Annotated in this window: 17 protein-coding genes; 12 read left to right on the forward strand and 5 right to left on the reverse strand. The window is 68.2% G+C overall.

The window, feature by feature from the left end:
• The first annotated feature begins 26 nt into the window (after positions 1 to 26).
• On the forward strand, positions 27 to 2,405 hold the full coding sequence (locus tag RZN05_RS05250; RefSeq protein ID WP_317225567.1) for a response regulator: 2,379 nt from the start codon (positions 27 to 29) through the stop codon (positions 2,403 to 2,405).
• 40 nt (positions 2,406 to 2,445) lie between these two features.
• Positions 2,446 to 2,799 carry a response regulator gene (locus tag RZN05_RS05255; protein WP_317225568.1) on the forward strand — a complete coding sequence of 118 codons (354 nt, stop codon included), beginning with the start codon at positions 2,446 to 2,448 and terminating at the stop codon, positions 2,797 to 2,799.
• Between the two features lie 10 nt (positions 2,800 to 2,809).
• On the opposite strand, the gene RZN05_RS05260 is transcribed toward RZN05_RS05255, so the two are convergent.
• Positions 2,810 to 3,526: an MOSC domain-containing protein gene (locus RZN05_RS05260; RefSeq protein ID WP_317225569.1), complete on the reverse strand. Its 717-nt coding sequence runs from the start codon at positions 3,524 to 3,526 to the stop codon at positions 2,810 to 2,812.
• Positions 3,527 to 3,599: 73 nt separating this feature from the next.
• Between RZN05_RS05260 and RZN05_RS05265 the strand changes: the two genes are divergently transcribed.
• The 6 genes from RZN05_RS05265 (at position 3,600) to RZN05_RS05290 (ending at position 9,857) form a co-directional block, all read left to right on the forward strand.
• The gene (locus tag RZN05_RS05265) at positions 3,600 to 4,328 is read left to right on the forward strand and encodes an enoyl-CoA hydratase/isomerase family protein (RefSeq protein ID WP_317225570.1); all 729 of its coding nucleotides are present in this window, start codon (positions 3,600 to 3,602) and stop codon (positions 4,326 to 4,328) included.
• Entirely contained in the window at positions 4,325 to 5,059 is a 735-nt protein-coding gene (locus RZN05_RS05270) for an N-formylglutamate amidohydrolase (protein WP_317225571.1), read from the forward strand. The genes RZN05_RS05265 and RZN05_RS05270 overlap by 4 nt, the downstream gene beginning before the upstream one ends.
• An 11-nt stretch (positions 5,060 to 5,070) precedes the next feature.
• A complete protein-coding gene (gene ilvD, locus RZN05_RS05275) occupies positions 5,071 to 6,792 on the forward strand; it encodes a dihydroxy-acid dehydratase (RefSeq protein WP_317225572.1) in 1,722 nt (573 codons plus the stop codon).
• A 187-nt stretch (positions 6,793 to 6,979) separates the two neighbouring features.
• The gene (locus RZN05_RS05280) at positions 6,980 to 7,264 is read left to right on the forward strand and encodes a hypothetical protein (RefSeq protein WP_317225573.1); all 285 of its coding nucleotides are present in this window, start codon (positions 6,980 to 6,982) and stop codon (positions 7,262 to 7,264) included.
• Positions 7,261 to 8,664: an NAD(P)H-hydrate dehydratase gene (locus tag RZN05_RS05285; RefSeq protein WP_317225574.1), complete on the forward strand. Its 1,404-nt coding sequence runs from the start codon at positions 7,261 to 7,263 to the stop codon at positions 8,662 to 8,664. The genes RZN05_RS05280 and RZN05_RS05285 overlap by 4 nt, the downstream gene beginning before the upstream one ends.
• The gene (locus RZN05_RS05290) at positions 8,655 to 9,857 is read left to right on the forward strand and encodes a class I SAM-dependent RNA methyltransferase (protein WP_317225575.1); all 1,203 of its coding nucleotides are present in this window, start codon (positions 8,655 to 8,657) and stop codon (positions 9,855 to 9,857) included. The genes RZN05_RS05285 and RZN05_RS05290 overlap by 10 nt, the downstream gene beginning before the upstream one ends.
• On the opposite strand, the gene truA is transcribed toward RZN05_RS05290, so the two are convergent.
• Complete coding sequence (truA, locus tag RZN05_RS05295) at positions 9,848 to 10,588, reverse strand: tRNA pseudouridine(38-40) synthase TruA (RefSeq protein ID WP_317225576.1); 741 nt, start codon at positions 10,586 to 10,588, stop codon at positions 9,848 to 9,850. The genes RZN05_RS05290 and truA overlap by 10 nt on opposite strands.
• A complete protein-coding gene (gene fmt / locus RZN05_RS05300) occupies positions 10,585 to 11,487 on the reverse strand; it encodes a methionyl-tRNA formyltransferase (protein WP_317225577.1) in 903 nt (300 codons plus the stop codon). The genes truA and fmt overlap by 4 nt, the downstream gene beginning before the upstream one ends.
• A 53-nt stretch (positions 11,488 to 11,540) precedes the next feature.
• Between fmt and recR the strand changes: the two genes are divergently transcribed.
• The 4 genes from recR (at position 11,541) to RZN05_RS05320 (ending at position 15,300) form a co-directional block, all read left to right on the forward strand.
• The gene (gene recR, locus RZN05_RS05305) at positions 11,541 to 12,137 is read left to right on the forward strand and encodes a recombination mediator RecR (protein WP_317225578.1); all 597 of its coding nucleotides are present in this window, start codon (positions 11,541 to 11,543) and stop codon (positions 12,135 to 12,137) included.
• Positions 12,138 to 12,182: 45 nt separating this feature from the next.
• The gene (gene def / locus RZN05_RS05310) at positions 12,183 to 12,710 is read left to right on the forward strand and encodes a peptide deformylase (RefSeq protein WP_317225579.1); all 528 of its coding nucleotides are present in this window, start codon (positions 12,183 to 12,185) and stop codon (positions 12,708 to 12,710) included.
• 151 nt (positions 12,711 to 12,861) lie between these two features.
• Positions 12,862 to 14,244, forward strand: coding sequence for a DNA recombination protein RmuC (locus tag RZN05_RS05315; RefSeq protein ID WP_317225580.1), 1,383 nt, complete (start codon positions 12,862 to 12,864; stop codon positions 14,242 to 14,244).
• Between the two features lie 171 nt (positions 14,245 to 14,415).
• Positions 14,416 to 15,300, forward strand: a complete 885-nt coding sequence (locus RZN05_RS05320; RefSeq protein ID WP_317225581.1) for a hypothetical protein — start codon at positions 14,416 to 14,418, stop codon at positions 15,298 to 15,300.
• Between the two features lie 5 nt (positions 15,301 to 15,305).
• Here RZN05_RS05320 and RZN05_RS05325 read toward each other — a convergent pair whose 3' ends face one another.
• On the reverse strand, positions 15,306 to 15,995 hold the full coding sequence (locus tag RZN05_RS05325; RefSeq protein ID WP_317225582.1) for an META domain-containing protein: 690 nt from the start codon (positions 15,993 to 15,995) through the stop codon (positions 15,306 to 15,308).
• A gap of 222 nt (positions 15,996 to 16,217) precedes the next feature.
• Complete coding sequence (locus RZN05_RS05330) at positions 16,218 to 17,021, reverse strand: TrmH family RNA methyltransferase (RefSeq protein ID WP_317225583.1); 804 nt, start codon at positions 17,019 to 17,021, stop codon at positions 16,218 to 16,220.
• Between the last annotated feature and the right edge of the window lie 17 nt (positions 17,022 to 17,038).

Consider the following 17,038-nt stretch of genomic DNA (forward strand, 5'->3'; position numbering starts at 1 on the left):
CCTTCGTACCGAACATCGCTAGCCATATGGCGACCCTGCCGACTCCCGCCCTCACGCGCCTGATGCCGCTGTTCGCGGCGAGCGCTGCCGGTCTCGCCGCGGCGGCGCTGATCCTGTTCACGCTCGACGATCGTCTCGTCGCGCTCGGCTTTGCCGCGGCGGGCATTCTGGCCGGCGGGGTGCTGCTCGCGGCACGCCGGCTGCTGCACGCAGAGCAAGCCGTCGAGTCCAGCACCGACTGGACCGTCGCGCACGCGCTCGCCGCCACTTCGGAGGACGCGCTCGCGGTTACCGATCGCGCGGGTCGGCTGGTCACCGCCAATCCGCGCTACGAAATGCTGTTTGCGGGCTGGCCGACTCCGCCCAGCCTGCCGGTCAGCGACGTCGCGGTCGCCGATCTCGGCGCGGCCGCGCGCAACGCGTGGCGCGAGGGCGAGGCGCATGTCGATAATATCCAGGTCTATGGCGCCCCGGTCTCGTTGCATGTCGCGCGGGTGGGCGAGGATTCGCTGGTCTGGCGCTTCGTCGGCGTCCAGGCGCTCGATCTCGCCGCACAGGTCGAGGCACTGATCCACGGCCATACCGGAGACCGTCTCGCCGCCGCCGGCATCATGGCGGTGATGGTCACGCCCGAAGGGCGCGTCCGCTCGGCCAACCGCGTGTTCAAGGCGCGCGCGATGGGATCCCCCGACTCGCCTGCCGAGGGCCGCGACTTCGCGCGCTTCCTGATCACCGATTCGGCAGGCCTTGTCCGCTTCGAGCGCGAGGGGCTCGAGGGCACGCCGCTGCGCGTCCTCCAGATTCCCTTCCTCGACGGCGACGACACGCCGATGCTCGTCGCGCTGCTCGACGAGGAGAATCTTAACCTGCCCTCGCCGGCGATCGGGGCGAGCGCCTCGGCGCATGTCCGCTCGCTGATCGCAATGCTGCCCTCGGGGCTCGCGCTGGTCGATCGCGACGGGCGGTTCGTCAGCATGAACGATGCGTTCGTTCGCGCCGCGCGGATCAACGCCGCCGCGCCGCCGCTCTATCCGATCGACCTCGTCGTGCGCGAGGACAAGGCCGCGCTCGCCGACGCGGTCCGCCGGTTCGCCGGGGGCGCCGCGCAATCGGCCGAGATGACGGTCCGCTTCAACGACGTGCCCGAGGAGCCGGTCGCGCTCACCATCGCCGGCGCGCGCGGGCTCGGCGACGCCGCGGTGCTGATCAGCCTCAGGGATTCGGGCGAGGAGGGCAAGCTCAAGCGCCAGATTGCCCAGGCGACCAAGATGCAGGCGGTCGGCCAGCTTGCCGGCGGCGTCGCGCACGACTTCAACAACATCCTCACTGCGATCATCGGCCATTGCGACCTGATGCTGATGCGCCACTCGCCCGGCGATAGCGACTATGACGACATCCAGCAGATCCGCGCCAATTCGAACCGCGCCGCCAGCCTGACCCGCCAATTGCTCGCCTTCTCGCGCCAGCAGACCCTCCGCCCGCAAGTGCTCCAGCTCCCCGACGTCATCTCCGAGGTTTCGAACCTGCTCAAGCGCCTGCTCGGCGAGACGGTGCGCCTCGAAGTCAAGCACGGCCGCAACCTCGGCCCCGTGCGCGCCGATCCCGGCCAGCTCGAGCAGGTTGTGGTCAACCTCGCGGTCAACGCGCGCGATTCGATGCTCACCGCCAACCCCAATGGCGGCGGCACGCTGACCATTGCGACGTCCTGCGTCGCGGCTGCCGAAGTCCGCCAGATGGACGACGACGTCCTGCCCGTCGGCGACTATACCGCGCTGCGCATCATCGACACGGGCACCGGCATCCCGCCCGACATCCTCGGCAAGATCTGGGAGCCGTTCTTCACCACCAAGGAAGTGGGGAAGGGGACGGGCCTCGGCCTTTCGACCGTCTACGGCATCATCAAGCAGTCGGGCGGGTTCATCTTCGCCGACAACATCCCCGGCGGCGGGGCCGAGTTTACCATCTATCTGCCCGTCCACAGCGCACCCGAGGCGGTGGTTGCCAAGGCGCCGGTCAAGCCCAAGCAGATCGATCTCTGGGGATCGGGGACGATCCTGCTGGTCGAGGACGAGGACATGGTCCGCGCCGTCGCCGAGCGGGCGCTCACCCGCCAGGGCTATACCGTCGTCACTGCCGAGAACGGCGAGGTCGCGCTCGAGAAGATCGCCGAGATCGACAAGCCCGATTTGCTGATCAGCGACGTGGTGATGCCCTCAATGGACGGTCCGACGATGGCGCGGCAGATCCGCGCGCGCTATCCCGACCTGCCGATCCTGTTCATGTCGGGCTATGCCGAGGAGCAGCTGCGCAAATCGATCGATATCGACAATGTCGCCTTCCTGCCCAAACCCTTTTCGGTACAGCAGCTTGCCGAGGCTGCCCGCGACGTTCTAGCTACGAAATAACCTCTTGGCCTAGCCGGCATTTCCTGCGAGATGCCCAACTATGCCGACACTGCGCCGTGTCCTCATCGTCGAGGACGAACCCTTGATCGCTATGATGCTCGAGGATTTTCTCGACGTGCTCGACCGGGAGGTAGCCGGGACGGCCGACGATGTCGCGGGCGCGTTGGCGCTGATCGAGGCGGGCGGAATCGACGCCGCGATCCTAGACGTCAACCTGCGCGGCGGCGAGCAGAGCTGGCCGATCGCCGCGAAGCTGGCCGAACTCGGCATCCCGTTCATCCTCGCTACCGGCGGGGCCGGGGACAGTATCGCGGAGCCGTTCCGTGACCGCCCGATCCTCTCCAAGCCCTTCACGATGGACGGCGTCGAAAAGGCGCTCGACGGGCTGGGCTGAGCCACCGGACCTAGTCCACCACTCGCACGGGATCGCCTTCGCGGATCAGTCCGGGCCGGGACGGGCTGGCATAGACCCCATAGGTGTTCCCGAATTCCCGGGCGATCGTGCGCAGTACCCGCGGCTCCTTGGCGCCGGTGTCGGGATCTATCGTCACCAGCACACAGCGCGGGATCGGGGCGGCCATCTGAACCACCGCGGCATCCTCGCCGGTGCCGAAGGCGAGGCGCAGCCCCTGCCAGTCGCTCACCGGCAGGTCGCTCTCGATCCTGAGGTTGATCCGGAAGCGCCGCGGATCGAGCGTATCGCCATGCGCCGCTTCGACGCTGGCATGGCTCGCGGTGGTGACGATCGAGATCGGCATCGCATCATAGATGCCGCGCGCGATCTGGAGCAGTCCGACCGCCTCGCCCGCCGCGGTCTCGAGATGCCCATGGAGCAGCGGATCGTGGAGCGGCACCACCGTGCCGTCGGGCGTCTCGACCAGCACCGCCGAGGTTCTAGGGTGGGCCGGATCGGCGAAGGTCGCGCGGTGGAGCAGCATCGCGGGCACTTCGCGGCCGGTCAGCCACGGAAAGCGCGTGCCGTTGGCTTTCCGCACGAACGCATATTGCCGATCGCCCTCGATTCCCTGCCAGTCGATCTCGGCGACCGGCAGCCGCTCGCCCGCCATCGACTTGACGGGATAGCGGTGGAGCGCCGCGACATGGCCGACGATGCGAGTCATCGCCGCGCGCTATCGGGCCTCGGCGGCTGCCGCAAGTCGTGACAGCGGCGGCACGATCGGGCAGAGCAGTCGCATGATTCACCTCACGCGCGACGGCCCGGTCGCCACGCTATCCCTGGCCCGCCCGGAGGCGAAGAACGCGCTGCCGATCGCCGCCTGGAACGCGCTTGCCGCCGCGCTGGGCGAGGTCGGCGATGCCCGCGCCGTGATCCTCAGGTCCGACGTGCCGGGCATCTTCTCGGCTGGCGCAGACGTCCGCGAGTTCGAGGCGCTCCAGGCCGATCCGGCGCTGCGCACGGCTTTCCGCATCGCGATGCGCGCGGCGATCGAGGCGCTCGCCGCGCTGCCGATGCCGGTGATCGCCGCGATCGACGGCGGCTGCTTCGGGGCCGCGGTTGCGCTGGTCCTCGCCGCCGACATCCGCATCGCCGGCGACCGCGCCGAGTTCGCGACGACGCCCGCGCGGCTCGGCCTCGGCTATCCGCAGCAGGATGTCGCGCGGCTCAGGGCTCAGGTAGGGAAGGGGATGGCCTCTCTCCTGCTATTCACCGGCGACCGCATCGTCCCCGACGAGGCCAAGCGCATCGGCCTGGTCGAGCTGCGCGCGAAGAAGGCGGGGGAGACGGCTGCCGCACTCGCCGCTGCGATTGCTGAAAATGCTCCGCAGGCCGTTCGCCTGCTCAAGCAGACGCTCGCAGGCGGCGAGGGGCTCGGCCAGGCGTTCGAAGACGCGTTCGGCGGCGCCGAATTCGCCGAGGGGCTCGCCGCGTTCCGCGCGCGCCGCAAGCCGGCCTATCGATGAGCGAGGTTGCCGAACTACTCGAAGGAAAACAGCAGGATATTCTGCTGATTTGCGATCATGCCTCAAATGCGGTGCCACCCGATATCGACCTCGGCATCGCGCCCGAACTGCTCGACTTGCACATCGCGGTCGACATCGGCGCCGGGCCGCTGACCCGCAGCCTCGCCGCAGCGCTCGACGCGCCGGCGATCCTCGCCACCGTGTCGCGGCTGGTCATCGATCTCCACCGCGAGCCCGACCATGTCGGGCTGATCCCGCATCGGAGCGACGGCCATGCGATCCTCGGCAACGACACGGTCGACCGCGCCGCGCGCATCGCCCGCTTCCACGCGCCCTATCATCGCCTGCTCGCGCGCCGTATCCGTGCGCAGCGGCCGCGGCTGATCCTCTCGGTCCACAGCTTCACGCCGTGCCTCGAACATGGCGGCACGCCGCGCCTCTGGGAGGTCGGCGTACTGTATAACCGCGACACCCGCGCCGCGCACGCTGCGATCGACTTCCTGCGCGCCCAGGGCTTCCTCACCGGCGACAACGAGCCCTATTCGGGCCGGCTCCTCAACGCGACGCTCAACCGCCATGCCGAGGGCAATGGCATCCCTTCGGTGGCGCTGGAGATCCGCAACGATCTGATCGGCCATCCCGCCGGCGTCGCGCGATGGAGCACGGCCCTGGCGGAACTGGCAAATTCTTTGCGCAATAGTCTTGCGTCAAATGGGTCGTCCGCGACATAGGCTTGCGCATCATGACCCAACGATTCGACAAGTCCAAGCTCCCCAGCCGTCACGTCTCGGTCGGCGTGGAGAGCGCGCCGCACCGCAGCTATTATTATGCCATGGGCCTCACCGAGGAGGAGATCGCCCGGCCGTTCGTCGGCGTCGTCTCCGCGGGCAACGATAGCGCGCCGTGCAACACCACGCTCGACCAGCAGGCCGACTGGTGTCGCGCCGGCGTGCACGAGGCGGGCGGACTGCCGCGGCGCTTCAACACGATCACCGTCACTGATGGCATCGCCATGGGCCACCAGGGGATGAAGTCCTCGCTCGCCAGCCGCGAAGTCATCGCTGATTCGGTCGAGCTCAGCGTCCGTGGTCATTGCTACGACGCCCTGGTCACCTTCGCGGGCTGCGACAAGTCGTTGCCGGGCATGATGATGGCGATGCTGCGCCTCAACGTGCCGTCGATCTTCGTCTATGGCGGTTCGATCCTCCCTGGCCGCTGGCATGACCGCGACCTCACCGTGATCGACGTGTTCGAGGCGGTCGGTCGTTTCTCCGCCGGCAAATGCCCGCTTTCCGAGGTGACCGAGATCGAGAAGGCGGCGTGCCCGGGCCATGGCGCGTGCGGCGGGCAATATACGGCGAACACGATGGCCTGTGTTGGCGAGGCGATCGGTTTGTCGTTGCCTAATAGCAACATGGCTCCAGCACCTTACAAATCGCGTGAAGAGATTGCGGTGGCTGCCGGCCGTCAGGTGATGGAGCTGGTCGCGCGCAACCTTCGTCCCCGCGACATCTGCACGCGCGAGGCGTTCGTGAACGCCGCGCGGATCGTCGCCGCGACCGGCGGCTCGACCAACGGCGCGCTCCATCTGCCGGCAATGGCCAACGAGTGCGGGATCGATTTCGACCTGTTCGACGTCGCTGAGATCTTCAAGACCACGCCCTATATCGCCGACCTGAAACCCGGCGGGCGCTATGTCGCGCGCGACATGCACGACGCCGGCGGCATCTACATGCTGATGAAGACGCTTGCGACCGAAGGCCTGCTCCACCTCGATTGCATGACCGTCACCGGCAAGACGCTGGGCGAGAATATCGACCAGGTGACGTGGAACCCCGACCAGAAGGTAATCTATGACGCCAAGACGCCGATCACGCCCACCGGCGGCGTGGTTGGTCTGCGCGGCTCGCTCGCGCCCGAGGGGGCGATCGTCAAGGTCGCAGGCATGCACCGCCTCCAGTTCACCGGCACTGCGCAGGTGTTCGAGCGCGAGGAGGACGCCTTCGCCGCGGTCGAGGCCAATGCGATCCAGGAAGGCACCGTCGTCGTCATCCGCTACGAGGGCCCCAAGGGCGGCCCTGGGATGCGCGAGATGCTCTCGACCACCGCGGCGCTCTATGGCCAGGGGCTGGGCGAGAAGGTCGCGCTGATCACCGACGGACGCTTCTCGGGTGGCACGCGCGGCTTCTGCATCGGCCATGTCGGCCCCGAAGCGGCCGATGGTGGCCCGATTGCGCTGGTCGAGGATGGTGACGTCATTCGCATCAATGCCGAAGCCGGGACGATCGACCTCGACGTTCCCGAGGAGGTGCTCGCCGAGCGTCGTGCCAAGTGGCAGCCACGGGTCAACGATTACCAGTCCGGCGCGCTCTGGCGCTATTCCCAGAATGTCGGCCCTGCTTATAAGGGTGCGGTTACGCACCCGGGAGCCAGCGCCGAACGCCATGTCTACGCGGATATTTGAGGCGGGTTCCAAAAATCCGTTCGGGCTGAGCTTGTCGAAGCCCCGTCCTTTCTCGAAGCCAAGAAGAACGGCCCTTCGACAAGCTCAGGGCGAACGGTGGTTGTTGCTGTCATTGCTTCTCGCAGGGTGCGGGGGGCAGTCGACGGAGGACGTTGTTCCCAATGCCTTCGAGCCATCGAATGAAGTCGTGGCGGCAACCCCGGAAGTTCCCAAAATCCCCTGCGCCGCCCCAGGCACGGTCGATCTCGCCCCGCTCTGCACCCTCGACCGCGAGGAGACCCCTAATGGCGTCATCCTGACGCTCCGCCACCCCGACGGCGCCTTCCACCGCCTCCAGGTCACCCAGGACGGCCGCGGCGTGATCGCCGCCGACGGTGCCGAGCCTGCCAAGGTCACCCCGATCGGCCCCGACAGCATCGAGGTGGCGCTGGGCGGCGCGCGCTACCGGCTTCCCGCGACCGTGCGGCAATGATCCCGTCGGGCGCACCGATCGCCACCGCCGCACAGATGCGCGCGGCCGAGGAGGCCGTGTTCGCCAGCGGCGTCTCGCAGGACGAACTGATGGAACGCGCCGGGGCCGCCGTCGCCCGCGAAGTCGCGCGCTTCGCTGTGGGGCGTCCGATCCTGATCCTCGCAGGACCCGGCAACAATGGCGGCGACGCCTATGTCGCCGCGCGGCTCCTCCATGCCGAGGGCCATGACGTCATCCTCGTCGCCACCGGCGCGCCTGCACCCGGCGCCGCCGAGCGGATGCAGGCGCTGTGGCAGGGGCCGACCAGTTCGCTATATGCCGCGCGCCCGCGCCCGGTGCTGGTCGATGGGCTGTTCGGCACCGGCATGACGCGTCCGCTCGATCGTGGGCTTGCCGCGGTGTTCGCCGATCTGGTCAAGCAGGCCGAGTTCGTGCTGTCGATCGACCTGCCCTCGGGGATCGACACCGACAGCGGCGCCGATCTCGGTGCACCGCGCGGGATCGACGTCACCTTGGCGCTCGGCGCGCTCAAGCCCGGACACCTGCTCGATTGCGGACTGGAGCGCTGCGGCAGGGTGCTGCTCGCCGATATCGGCATTCCGGTCGAGACCGGCCGGCGCAGCGTCGCGCGGCCGCAGATCGAGACGCCTGGGGTGCACAGCCACAAATACAGCCGCGGGCTCGTCGCGGTGATCGAGGGCGCAATGCCCGGCGCCGCGCGCCTCGCCGCGCAGGCAGCGATGGCGGGCGGGGCGGGCTATGTCGTGCTCGCCGGTGACAGGCCGTGGAGCGGCGGCCCCGACGCGCTCGTCCGCCGCGAGGTGCGCAGCGCCGAGGATCTGACCGAATTCCTCGGCTGGGACCGGATCGACGCCGTGGTGCTCGGCCCTGGGCTCGGACGTGATCGCCGCGCCGAGGCCTATCTGCGTGCGGCCTTCGCCGTGCCCAAGCCGCTGGTGCTCGATGGCGACGCGCTGACCTTGCTCGGCGGCGATGCGGCGGCCTGGCTCGAGACGCGTGCCGCGCCGACCTGGCTCACGCCGCATTCGGGCGAGTTCGACCGGATGTTCGCAGGGCAGGGCAGCAAGATCGAGACAACCCTCGCCGCCGCCGCGGCGACGCGGGCGACGATCGTCCACAAGGGCGCCGATACGGTGATTGCCTCGCCCAAAGGCGCGGTGCGCGTGCTCGCGGGCGCGTCGCCGTGGCTATCGACCGCTGGCACCGGCGACGTGCTCGCCGGGCTGCTCGCCGCGCAGGTCGTCCAGGAAGGCAAGGGCGTCGCCCCTGCCGAGGCCGCCGTCTGGCTCCATGCGCGCGCGGCGCAGCTTGCAGGACCGGCGCTGATCGCCGATGCGCTGCTGATGCACATCCCCCAGGCGGTCTCCGAATGTCTGTGAACGACGATCTCGTCCTCCGCGTCGCGGCGCGCGGCGATGGCGTTACCGGTGATGGGCGTCATGTCGCCTTCGCTGCGCCGGGCGACCGGCTGGCGCAGGACGGCAGCGTCATTCCCGGCCAGCACCACCAGGTACCGCCGTGCAGGCACTTCCCCGAATGCGGCGGCTGCCAGCTCCAGCATCTCGACGACGCGAGCTGGTCGCAGTTCATCGTCGATCGCGTGGTGGGGGCGCTGGCCGCGCAGGGGCTGGAGACCCATGTCCGCGCGCCCTTGCTCTCGCCGCCACGCACGCGCCGCCGCGCCACGCTCCATGCCGAGCGCCGCGGCCGCCAGGTCCGGCTCGGCTTCACGCGGCAGGGCAGCCACGAGCTGATCGATATCGAGGAATGCCACGTCCTCGCCCCCGAGCTGTTCGCGCTGGTCAGCCCCCTGCGCGGGGTGCTCGCCGCCTTGATCCCGGGCAACCGCCGGATCAACGTCCATTTGGCCCGGACCGACCAAGGCCCCGATGTGTTGATCGACGGGCTCGACGCCGAAGGGCTCGCCGCGGCCGAGGCGCTCAGCGCCTTCTCGCACCGCCACCATCTCGCCCGCCTCTCGATCGATGAGGGCTTCGGACCCGGCGCGCGCTACGAGCCCGAGCCCGTCACGGTGACGCTTGGCGGCGTGCCCGTGCCGTTCCCGCCGGGCAATTTTCTCCAGGCAACGCCCGAGGGCGAGGATGCGCTGGTCGCGGCGGTGCGGGAGATCGCCGGCGATGCGCGGACCGTCGCCGATCTGTTCGCCGGGCTCGGCACCTTCACCTTCGCCTTCCCCCAGGCAAAGGTCTATGCCGCCGAAGCGGCGCGCGATCCGATCCTGGCGCTCAAGGCGGCCGCCGGAGCCGCGGGGCGCCCGGTCTTCGCCGACCATCGCGACCTGTTCCGCCGGCCGGTGACCGCGGGCGACTTGTCGCGCTTCGAGGTCGTCGTGCTCGATCCGCCACGCGCGGGCGCCCGCGAGCAGGTCGCCCAGATCGCGACTTGCACGGCACCATTAATCGCCTATGTATCATGTAATCCCAGCAGCTTCGCACGCGATGCTGAGATTTTGGGCAAGGCTGGCTACGCCCTCGACTGGGTCCAGCCGGTAGGGCAGTTCCGCTGGTCGACCCATGTCGAGCTGGCGGCGAAGTTCAGCCGTCAGGGATAGTCGGCCCGGACGAAGAACAGCCCGTCCGGCGGCGCGTTGAGCCCGAGCCGCGATCGATCGCGCGCCTCCAGCGCATCGCGCAGATCGCCGGCAGTCCATTTGCCCTGGCCGACCAGCCCCAGGCACCCGACCATCGAGCGCACCTGGTGATGCAGGAACGACCGCGCCGAGGCATACACCGCGATCCGGTCGCCCGCGCGCACCACGTCGAGCCGGTCGAGCGACTTGAGCGGGCTCTCCGACTGGCAATGCACCGAGCGGAACGTGGTGAAGTCATGCCGTCCCACCAGCAGCTGCGCCGCGTCGTGCATCGCCTCGGCATCGAGGTCGGCGGCGATCCGCCAGGCCAGCCCCTTTTCCCAGGTGAGCGGCGCACGCCGGTTGACGATGCGATATTCGTAATGCCGCGCCAGGCACGAGAAGCGCGCATGCCAGTCCTCGGGCATTTCGACGCATTCGAGGATCGCCACCGGATTGGGCCGCACCTGCGCGTTGAGTGCCTCCATCAGCCGGAACGCCGCGATCGGCTTGGCAATGTCGAGATGCGCGCGCATGCCCAGCCCATGCACGCCTGCATCGGTCCGGCCCGCGGCATGCACCGCCACGCGCTCGCCGGTAACCGCGAACGCCGCTTCCTCGATCGCCTGCTGGACGCTGGGGCCGTGATCCTGCCGCTGCCAGCCCATGAACGGGCGGCCGTCGAACTCCACCGTGAGTGCAAACCGCGTCAAAGCCGCGTGCCCTCCGGGATCGCGAACCCCCGCAGCAGCTCGGCTGACGTCATGACGCCACGTCCCGCGCGCTGCACCAGGATCGGCCGGATCGCGCCTTCGCTACAGCCGATCGTCAGCCGTTCGTCGAGCACCGAGCCGATGCCACCGCTGCCGGCGACCATCTCGGCGGCATGCACCCGGATACGCTCGCCGCCCACTTCGAAGAACGCCCCCGGCGCGGGATTGTACGCGCGCACCTGCCGCTCGACCTCCACCGCCGGCCGCGCAAAGTCGAGCCGCGCTTCTGCCTTGTCGATCTTGGCGGCATAGGTGACGCCATCCTCGGGCTGCGCCACCGCCGGATAGCGATCGAAATCGCCGAGCACCTTCGCCATCAGCCCCGCGCCCATCGCGCTCAATTCCGCTGTCAGTTCGCCCGCAGTCTTGCCGCCAACCGGGGTGCGTCCCTCGAGCCGCACCGGCCCGGTGTCGAGCCCGGCCTCCATCTGCATGATCCCCACGCCCGTCTCGGCATCCCCCGCCAGGATAGCGCGCTGGATCGGCGCCGCCCCGCGCCAGCGCGGCAGCAGCGAGCCGTGGACATTGAGACAGCCGAGCCGCGGCGCGTCGAGCACCGCCTGAGGCAGGATCAGGCCATAGGCGGCGACCACCGCCACGTCCGCCTCCAGTGCCGCGAACGCCTCGATCGCCCCGGGCTCCCTGCGGAACGACAAGGGCGTGCGCACCGCGATCCCCAGCGCCTCGGCGCGGGCATGCACGGGGGAGGGGGCGGTCTTGCCCCGATTCCCGCGCCGCGGCGGCTGGCTGTATGCCGCCACGATTTCGTGCCCCGCCGCGACCAGCGCGTCGAGCGTCGGGACGGCGAATTCGGGCGTGCCCATGAAGATGATCCGCATATGCCCCTCTCGCCGCTTGGCAGGGCGGTGCGCAAGCCCCTATGTCTGGGCACATGGCATCCCCCGAAATCGAGGCACTGACCCAGGCGCTCTCGCGCCTTCCCGGGCTCGGCCCGCGCTCGGCGCGGCGCGCGGTGCTCCATCTGCTCAAGAAGCGCGAGACCGCGCTCGATCCGTTGCTCTCGGCGCTCACTGCGGTCAGCCGGCGCCTCAGCACCTGCGGGATCTGCGGCAATGTCGACACCAGCGACCCGTGCGCGATCTGCGCCGATCCGCGCCGCGACGCGCGGTCGCTCTGCGTGGTCGAGGAAGTCGCCGACCTCTGGGCGCTCGATCGGTCGCGGCTGTTTCCGGGGAAATTCCATGTCCTGGGCGGCCGGCTCTCCGCGCTCGAAGGCGTCCGGCCCGAGGATCTCCGGATCGACAGCCTGGTCCGCCGCGTCGCTGCCGGCGGGATCGATGAGGTCGTCCTCGCGATGAACGCCACGCTCGACGGTCAGACCACCGCGCACTACCTCGCCGAGCGGCTCGAAACCTATCCGATCCGCATCACCCAGCTCGCCCACGGCCTGCCGGTGGGCGGCGAGCTCGACTATCTCGACGAGGGCACGCTCGCCCAGGCGCTCCGCGCGCGCCGCCCGGTCGCGTAGTTTCCGACACTTGCGGCGAAGCCCGGGGCGAATTAAATCGTCGCGATGGCCATTCTACCCATCGTCGAAGTCCCGGATCCGCGCCTGCGCCTCATCTCCCAGCCCGTGGTGGAGGTGAACGACGAACTGCGCGACCTGATCGCCGACATGTTCGATACGATGTACGACGCCCCCGGCATCGGCCTCGCCGCGATCCAGGTCGGCGTGCCCAAGCGCGTCGTGGTGATGGACCTGCAGGAGGAAGAGGACGAGGAGGGCAAGCCGATCCGCGCCCCGCGCGTATTCATCAATCCCGAGATCCTCGATCCCGCCGAGGAGCAGTCGGTCTATACCGAAGGCTGTCTCTCGATCCCCGAGCAATTCGCCGACGTCGAACGCCCCGCGCGCTGCCGGGTCAAGTGGCTCGACGAGAAGGGGGAGAGCCATGACGAGGTCTTCGAGGGCCTGCTCGCCACCTGCATCCAGCACGAGATGGACCATCTCGAAGGCATCGTGTTCATCGACTATCTCTCGCGCCTCAAGCGCGACATGATCCTCAAGAAGCTCTCCAAGGCGCGCAAGGCCGCTGCGTAAGCCACCTTATGGTGCTCCGGCGAAGGCCGGAGCGCTGGGCAAGGTGAACCCGTAAATTGCCAATGCTCCGGCCTGCGCCGGAGTAGGTGCAGCGCGTATTGCCTCACAGCCATCTGCCCGCTAGGTTCGCTTTCTGTTCCGGGAGGCGTATTTGGACTCGCTCGCACTCATCGTCGTCATCGCCGCGCTGCTCGCGGGCCTGGCCCTTGGCTGGTTCGTCGGCAACCGTGGCGTCGCCCAGGCGCGCGCCGACCGCGACAAGCGCGAAGCTGACTTCAAGGCGGCAATCTCCGACCTCGTCATCGCCGAGGAGCGCGCCAGCCAGCTCCCCGCGCTGCGCGACGAAAACACGCTCCTCCGCGACGAGCGCGACGAAGCCCGGCTCCAGCTCACCGAACTCCGCACCCGGGCGGAGGCCTTCGAAGAGCGGCTGGAGGAGTTCAAGGGCGCGCGCGAGGCGATGGCGGGCCAGTTCCGCGAACTCGCCACCACGATGCTCGGCGAGACCCAGAAGGCCTTTCTCGAACGCGCCGAGGCCCGCTTCCGGCAATCCGAGGAAGTCGCCGGCCAGAACCTAAAGTCGATGCTCCAGCCGGTCAGCGATCGCCTCCAGCGCTATGAGGAGGGCGTCGCCAAGGTCGAGGCCGAGCGCCGCGATGCGTTCGGCGAGCTCAAGGGCCAGATCGAGCAGATGCGGATCGGTCAGGAGAAGGTCAGCAGCGAAGCCGCCAAGCTGGTCAATTCGCTGCGCAACGCCCCCAAGTCGCGCGGGCGCTGGGGCGAGCAGCAGCTCAAGAACGTGCTCGAAACCTGCGGCTTGGCCGAGCACACCGACTTCCAGACCGAAGTGAACACGGCGAGCGAGGATGGCGGCCGCCTGCGGCCCGACGCGATCGTCCGCGTCCCCGGCGGGCGGGCGCTGGTGATCGACGCCAAGGTGTCGCTCAATGCCTATCAGGATGCGTTCGGCGCGGTCGACGAGGGCGAGCGCCATGTCGGCCTCGCTGCGCACGCCGCTTCGATGAAGGCGCATATCAACGCGCTCGGCAACAAGGCCTATTGGAGCCAGTTCGAGGACGCGCCCGATTATGTGATCATGTTCGTGCCCGGCGAGCATTTCCTGTCGGCGGCGCTCGAGCACGACCATACCCTGTGGGACTTCGCCTTCGAGAAGCGCGTGCTGCTCGCCACCCCGACCAACCTCATCGCGATCGCCCGCACCGTCGCAGCGGTATGGCGCCAGGAAAAGCTCGCCAAGGAAGCCCGGCAGATCGGCGAACTCGGCAAGGAGCTCTACGATCGGCTCGCCAAGGCGCTGGGCGATCTGCGCGTCGTCGGCAGCGGCCTCAACACCGCGGTCAAGAATTTCAATACCTTCGCCAACAGTCTTGAGACCCGCGCGCTGGTCAGCGCCCGCAAGCTCAAGGAGCTCAACATCGAGACTGGCGCGCGGGAGATCGAGGCTATTCCGCCGGTCGAGCTCCTGGCCAGCCACGCTGGCGAGCCAGAAGCGGAATTGAAAGCGGCCGAGTAGGATCAGGCCGGACCTCGCTTGCCCCCTGGAAGCGAAGGAATTTCATTACGTTACGGCGCGAACGATCGACGTCAAGCCCTTGTCCTTACTTACGTATTCGCATCAGGCGTTTGACTTCGCCGGAGTGTTGCGAGATTTCTCGCGCTGCCGGCTTTCAGCGAGGGGGGATCAATGGCGGGGAAATATTTTTGGCGCCTCGGCGCGCTTGCAGCAGCGACATTGGCAGCTACGCCCGCTGCGGCCGACATGAATTGCTATGCGCCGCAATGGCAGACCTTGATCGTGCCCTCGCTCGGCGTCTCGGTCGATGTCACGACCGATACGCATATCAGCTATGGATTGGATCAGGGCTACGTCAACGTCGATGTACGCGAACGGGGCCGCGCCGGTGCGAAGATCGACGGGCGCTGCAGCAGCTTCAACTATAATGTCACCAACTTCGCTCCGGATTCGATCAGCGACGCAAAGGGCCTGCTCAAGGCACGCGCCGACGATATCGCGCGCGGCGGGCTCAATGACTTCAAGCTCGTTCGCAACCGTGCACTGACCTTCCAGGGCTCGCCCGCGCACGAAGTGATATTCTCGTTCACGACCGACTATTACGGTTCGCCCGCGTCGCATCGCTACCTGCTGGTGGCGCGCGACAACCGGCTCTACGCCTTCGGTTGGGTGTGGGGCGATGCAGGTGCCGTGCCCGCCGACTCGGGCCGGATATTCAATTCGATCCGCTTCACGGCGCCGGTCGCCGATCCCAACGCCCGCTCGCGCGCGATGCTAGAAGAGACCATCCTGCTCTACTGGCTGCGCAAGGACTACCCGCAGACCGTCCATATGAGCCCGGCGCTTCGGAAGATCGCCGACCCCAAGCGCGCCGCCGAGAGCAAGATCGTCGATGACTATGGCTATGTGCAGAAAGCCGATTTCCTGCGCATGGACGGCAGCTATCGCGTGTTCCGCGTCGAGCACACCAACGCTATGGTCGACTGGTACGTCATCGACGACGGCAAGCAGATCTCGGCGATAACCTGGAAGAAGGTCCGCGACATCAAGCAATAGGCCGCTCAGCGCCGCTCGGCCACCAGTGTCATCGTCCGGCCGCCGGCGCCGCTCAGCACCAGCTTGCCCCCACGGTTGCGGCTCACCGTCACCCGCTCGCCGAGCAGTCGGAGGATTGTCGTCTCCTGGACGTTCCTCGCGCGGTCGGCGCACGCCATCTTGGTGCTCGCCAGCGGCCCGGTGGTCAGCCGGCCGCGTTCGAAGCGATAGCTCCCGTTGAAGCGGTTGCAACTCGCATTGCCCGATACGCGCCCGTCGCGGAACGTCACGCTCGGCGCGGTGCCGCGTGCCACCGGGCGGCCCGACAGCGCCTCGATACGCCAGGCGCCACCGATCAGGTCGCTATGGGCCGGCGCGGCGAGGTCGCCGCCGCAGCCCTGATAGGTCCGTCCGTCGACCCGCACCGTCACCGTGTCGCCATAGACGCGGTCGCTCATCCCGTCGCTGCAGCTCTTGTGCACCGTGTTGACGTTGATTCGCCGGGTCTGCCACATCTCGCCGGCAAAGCCGTGGATCACCCGCGGCGCCGCGACCGAAACGGTTGGCCGGCCCGGCGCCTCGAAGCGCATCGTCCGCGCGTCGATCGTCAGGCTCCAGAACGGCTCGGTGCCGCTCGCGCGATAATTGGTCCGCGGCTGGGCGGCGGCTGGCAGGGCAGTGGCGGCGATCAGGCCGGCGGCAAGGATCAGGCGCATGGGGTAACTCCTTTCCGCGAGATTTGCGGTCGCACGGCTGAACCGCGCATGGCCGTAACGATCGGCTGGCGTTCAGGTTCTTGGGTCGCGCTGGCAATATAGGATTTTGTGTGCAAGCCTTCGCTTGCGCTCTTTGACATGATCGGAAGTAAAACACCGTCCGCGAAACAATATTGCAAACCCTCGCAACAAACGAAAACGTTAAATGCGCAAAGTGCGAAGTTAAGCGTCGCGAATCCTACTGAGCACCTCATAGGCCATCACTGCGGTGGCGACCGCGGCGTTGAGGCTGTCGGCTTTGCCGAGCATCGGGATCTTGACCAGCAGGTCGCATTCCTGCGCCATGAAGTCGGGCATGCCCTGCGCTTCGTTGCCGGTCAGCAGGAAGGTGGGGGCCTGATACTCCCCAGCCTTATAGTCGTATTCGGTATCGAGGCTGAGCCCCACGAGTTGTCCGGGGCCGTTCCGCAGCCAGGGCACGAACTCCGCCCAGCTCGCTTTGGCGACCGGCACGGTGAACAGCGCCCCCATGCTCGCGCGGACCGCCTCGACCGAGAACGGGTCCACGCACTCGTCGAGCAGGATCAGTCCGCCCGCGCCGACTGCGTCGCCGGTGCGCAGGATCGTGCCGAGATTGCCCGGATCGCGCAGCCGCTCGGCGACCAGCCAGATCGGCGCAGTGCCGGGATCGAGATCGGCGAGCCCCAGCGCGAATTCGGGATAGACGCCGACCACCGCGCCGGGATTGTCCTTGCCCGATAGCTTGGAGAGGATGTCGGCATTGGTCTCGATCGCCTCGCCGCCGGCGGCCTCGGTCGCCTCGACCAGCGCGCGGACCAGTGGGTGGTTCGCCATGTCGCGCGCGAAGAACAGATAGTCCGGGATCCGACCGGCCTCGCTCGCCTCGGTAAGGATGCGCAGCCCCTCGGCAAGGAACAGCCCTTCCTCGCGCCGGTGCCGCTTGTCGCGCAGGTTGCGGACACGCTTGATGAGCGGATTGGAAAAGGCGGTTATCTCGCGAGGCATGGCACCCCTTAGCGAGT

This window comes from Sphingomonas sp. HF-S4, from assembly GCF_032911445.1.
Classification (GTDB): Bacteria; Pseudomonadota; Alphaproteobacteria; order Sphingomonadales; family Sphingomonadaceae; genus Sphingomonas; species Sphingomonas agrestis.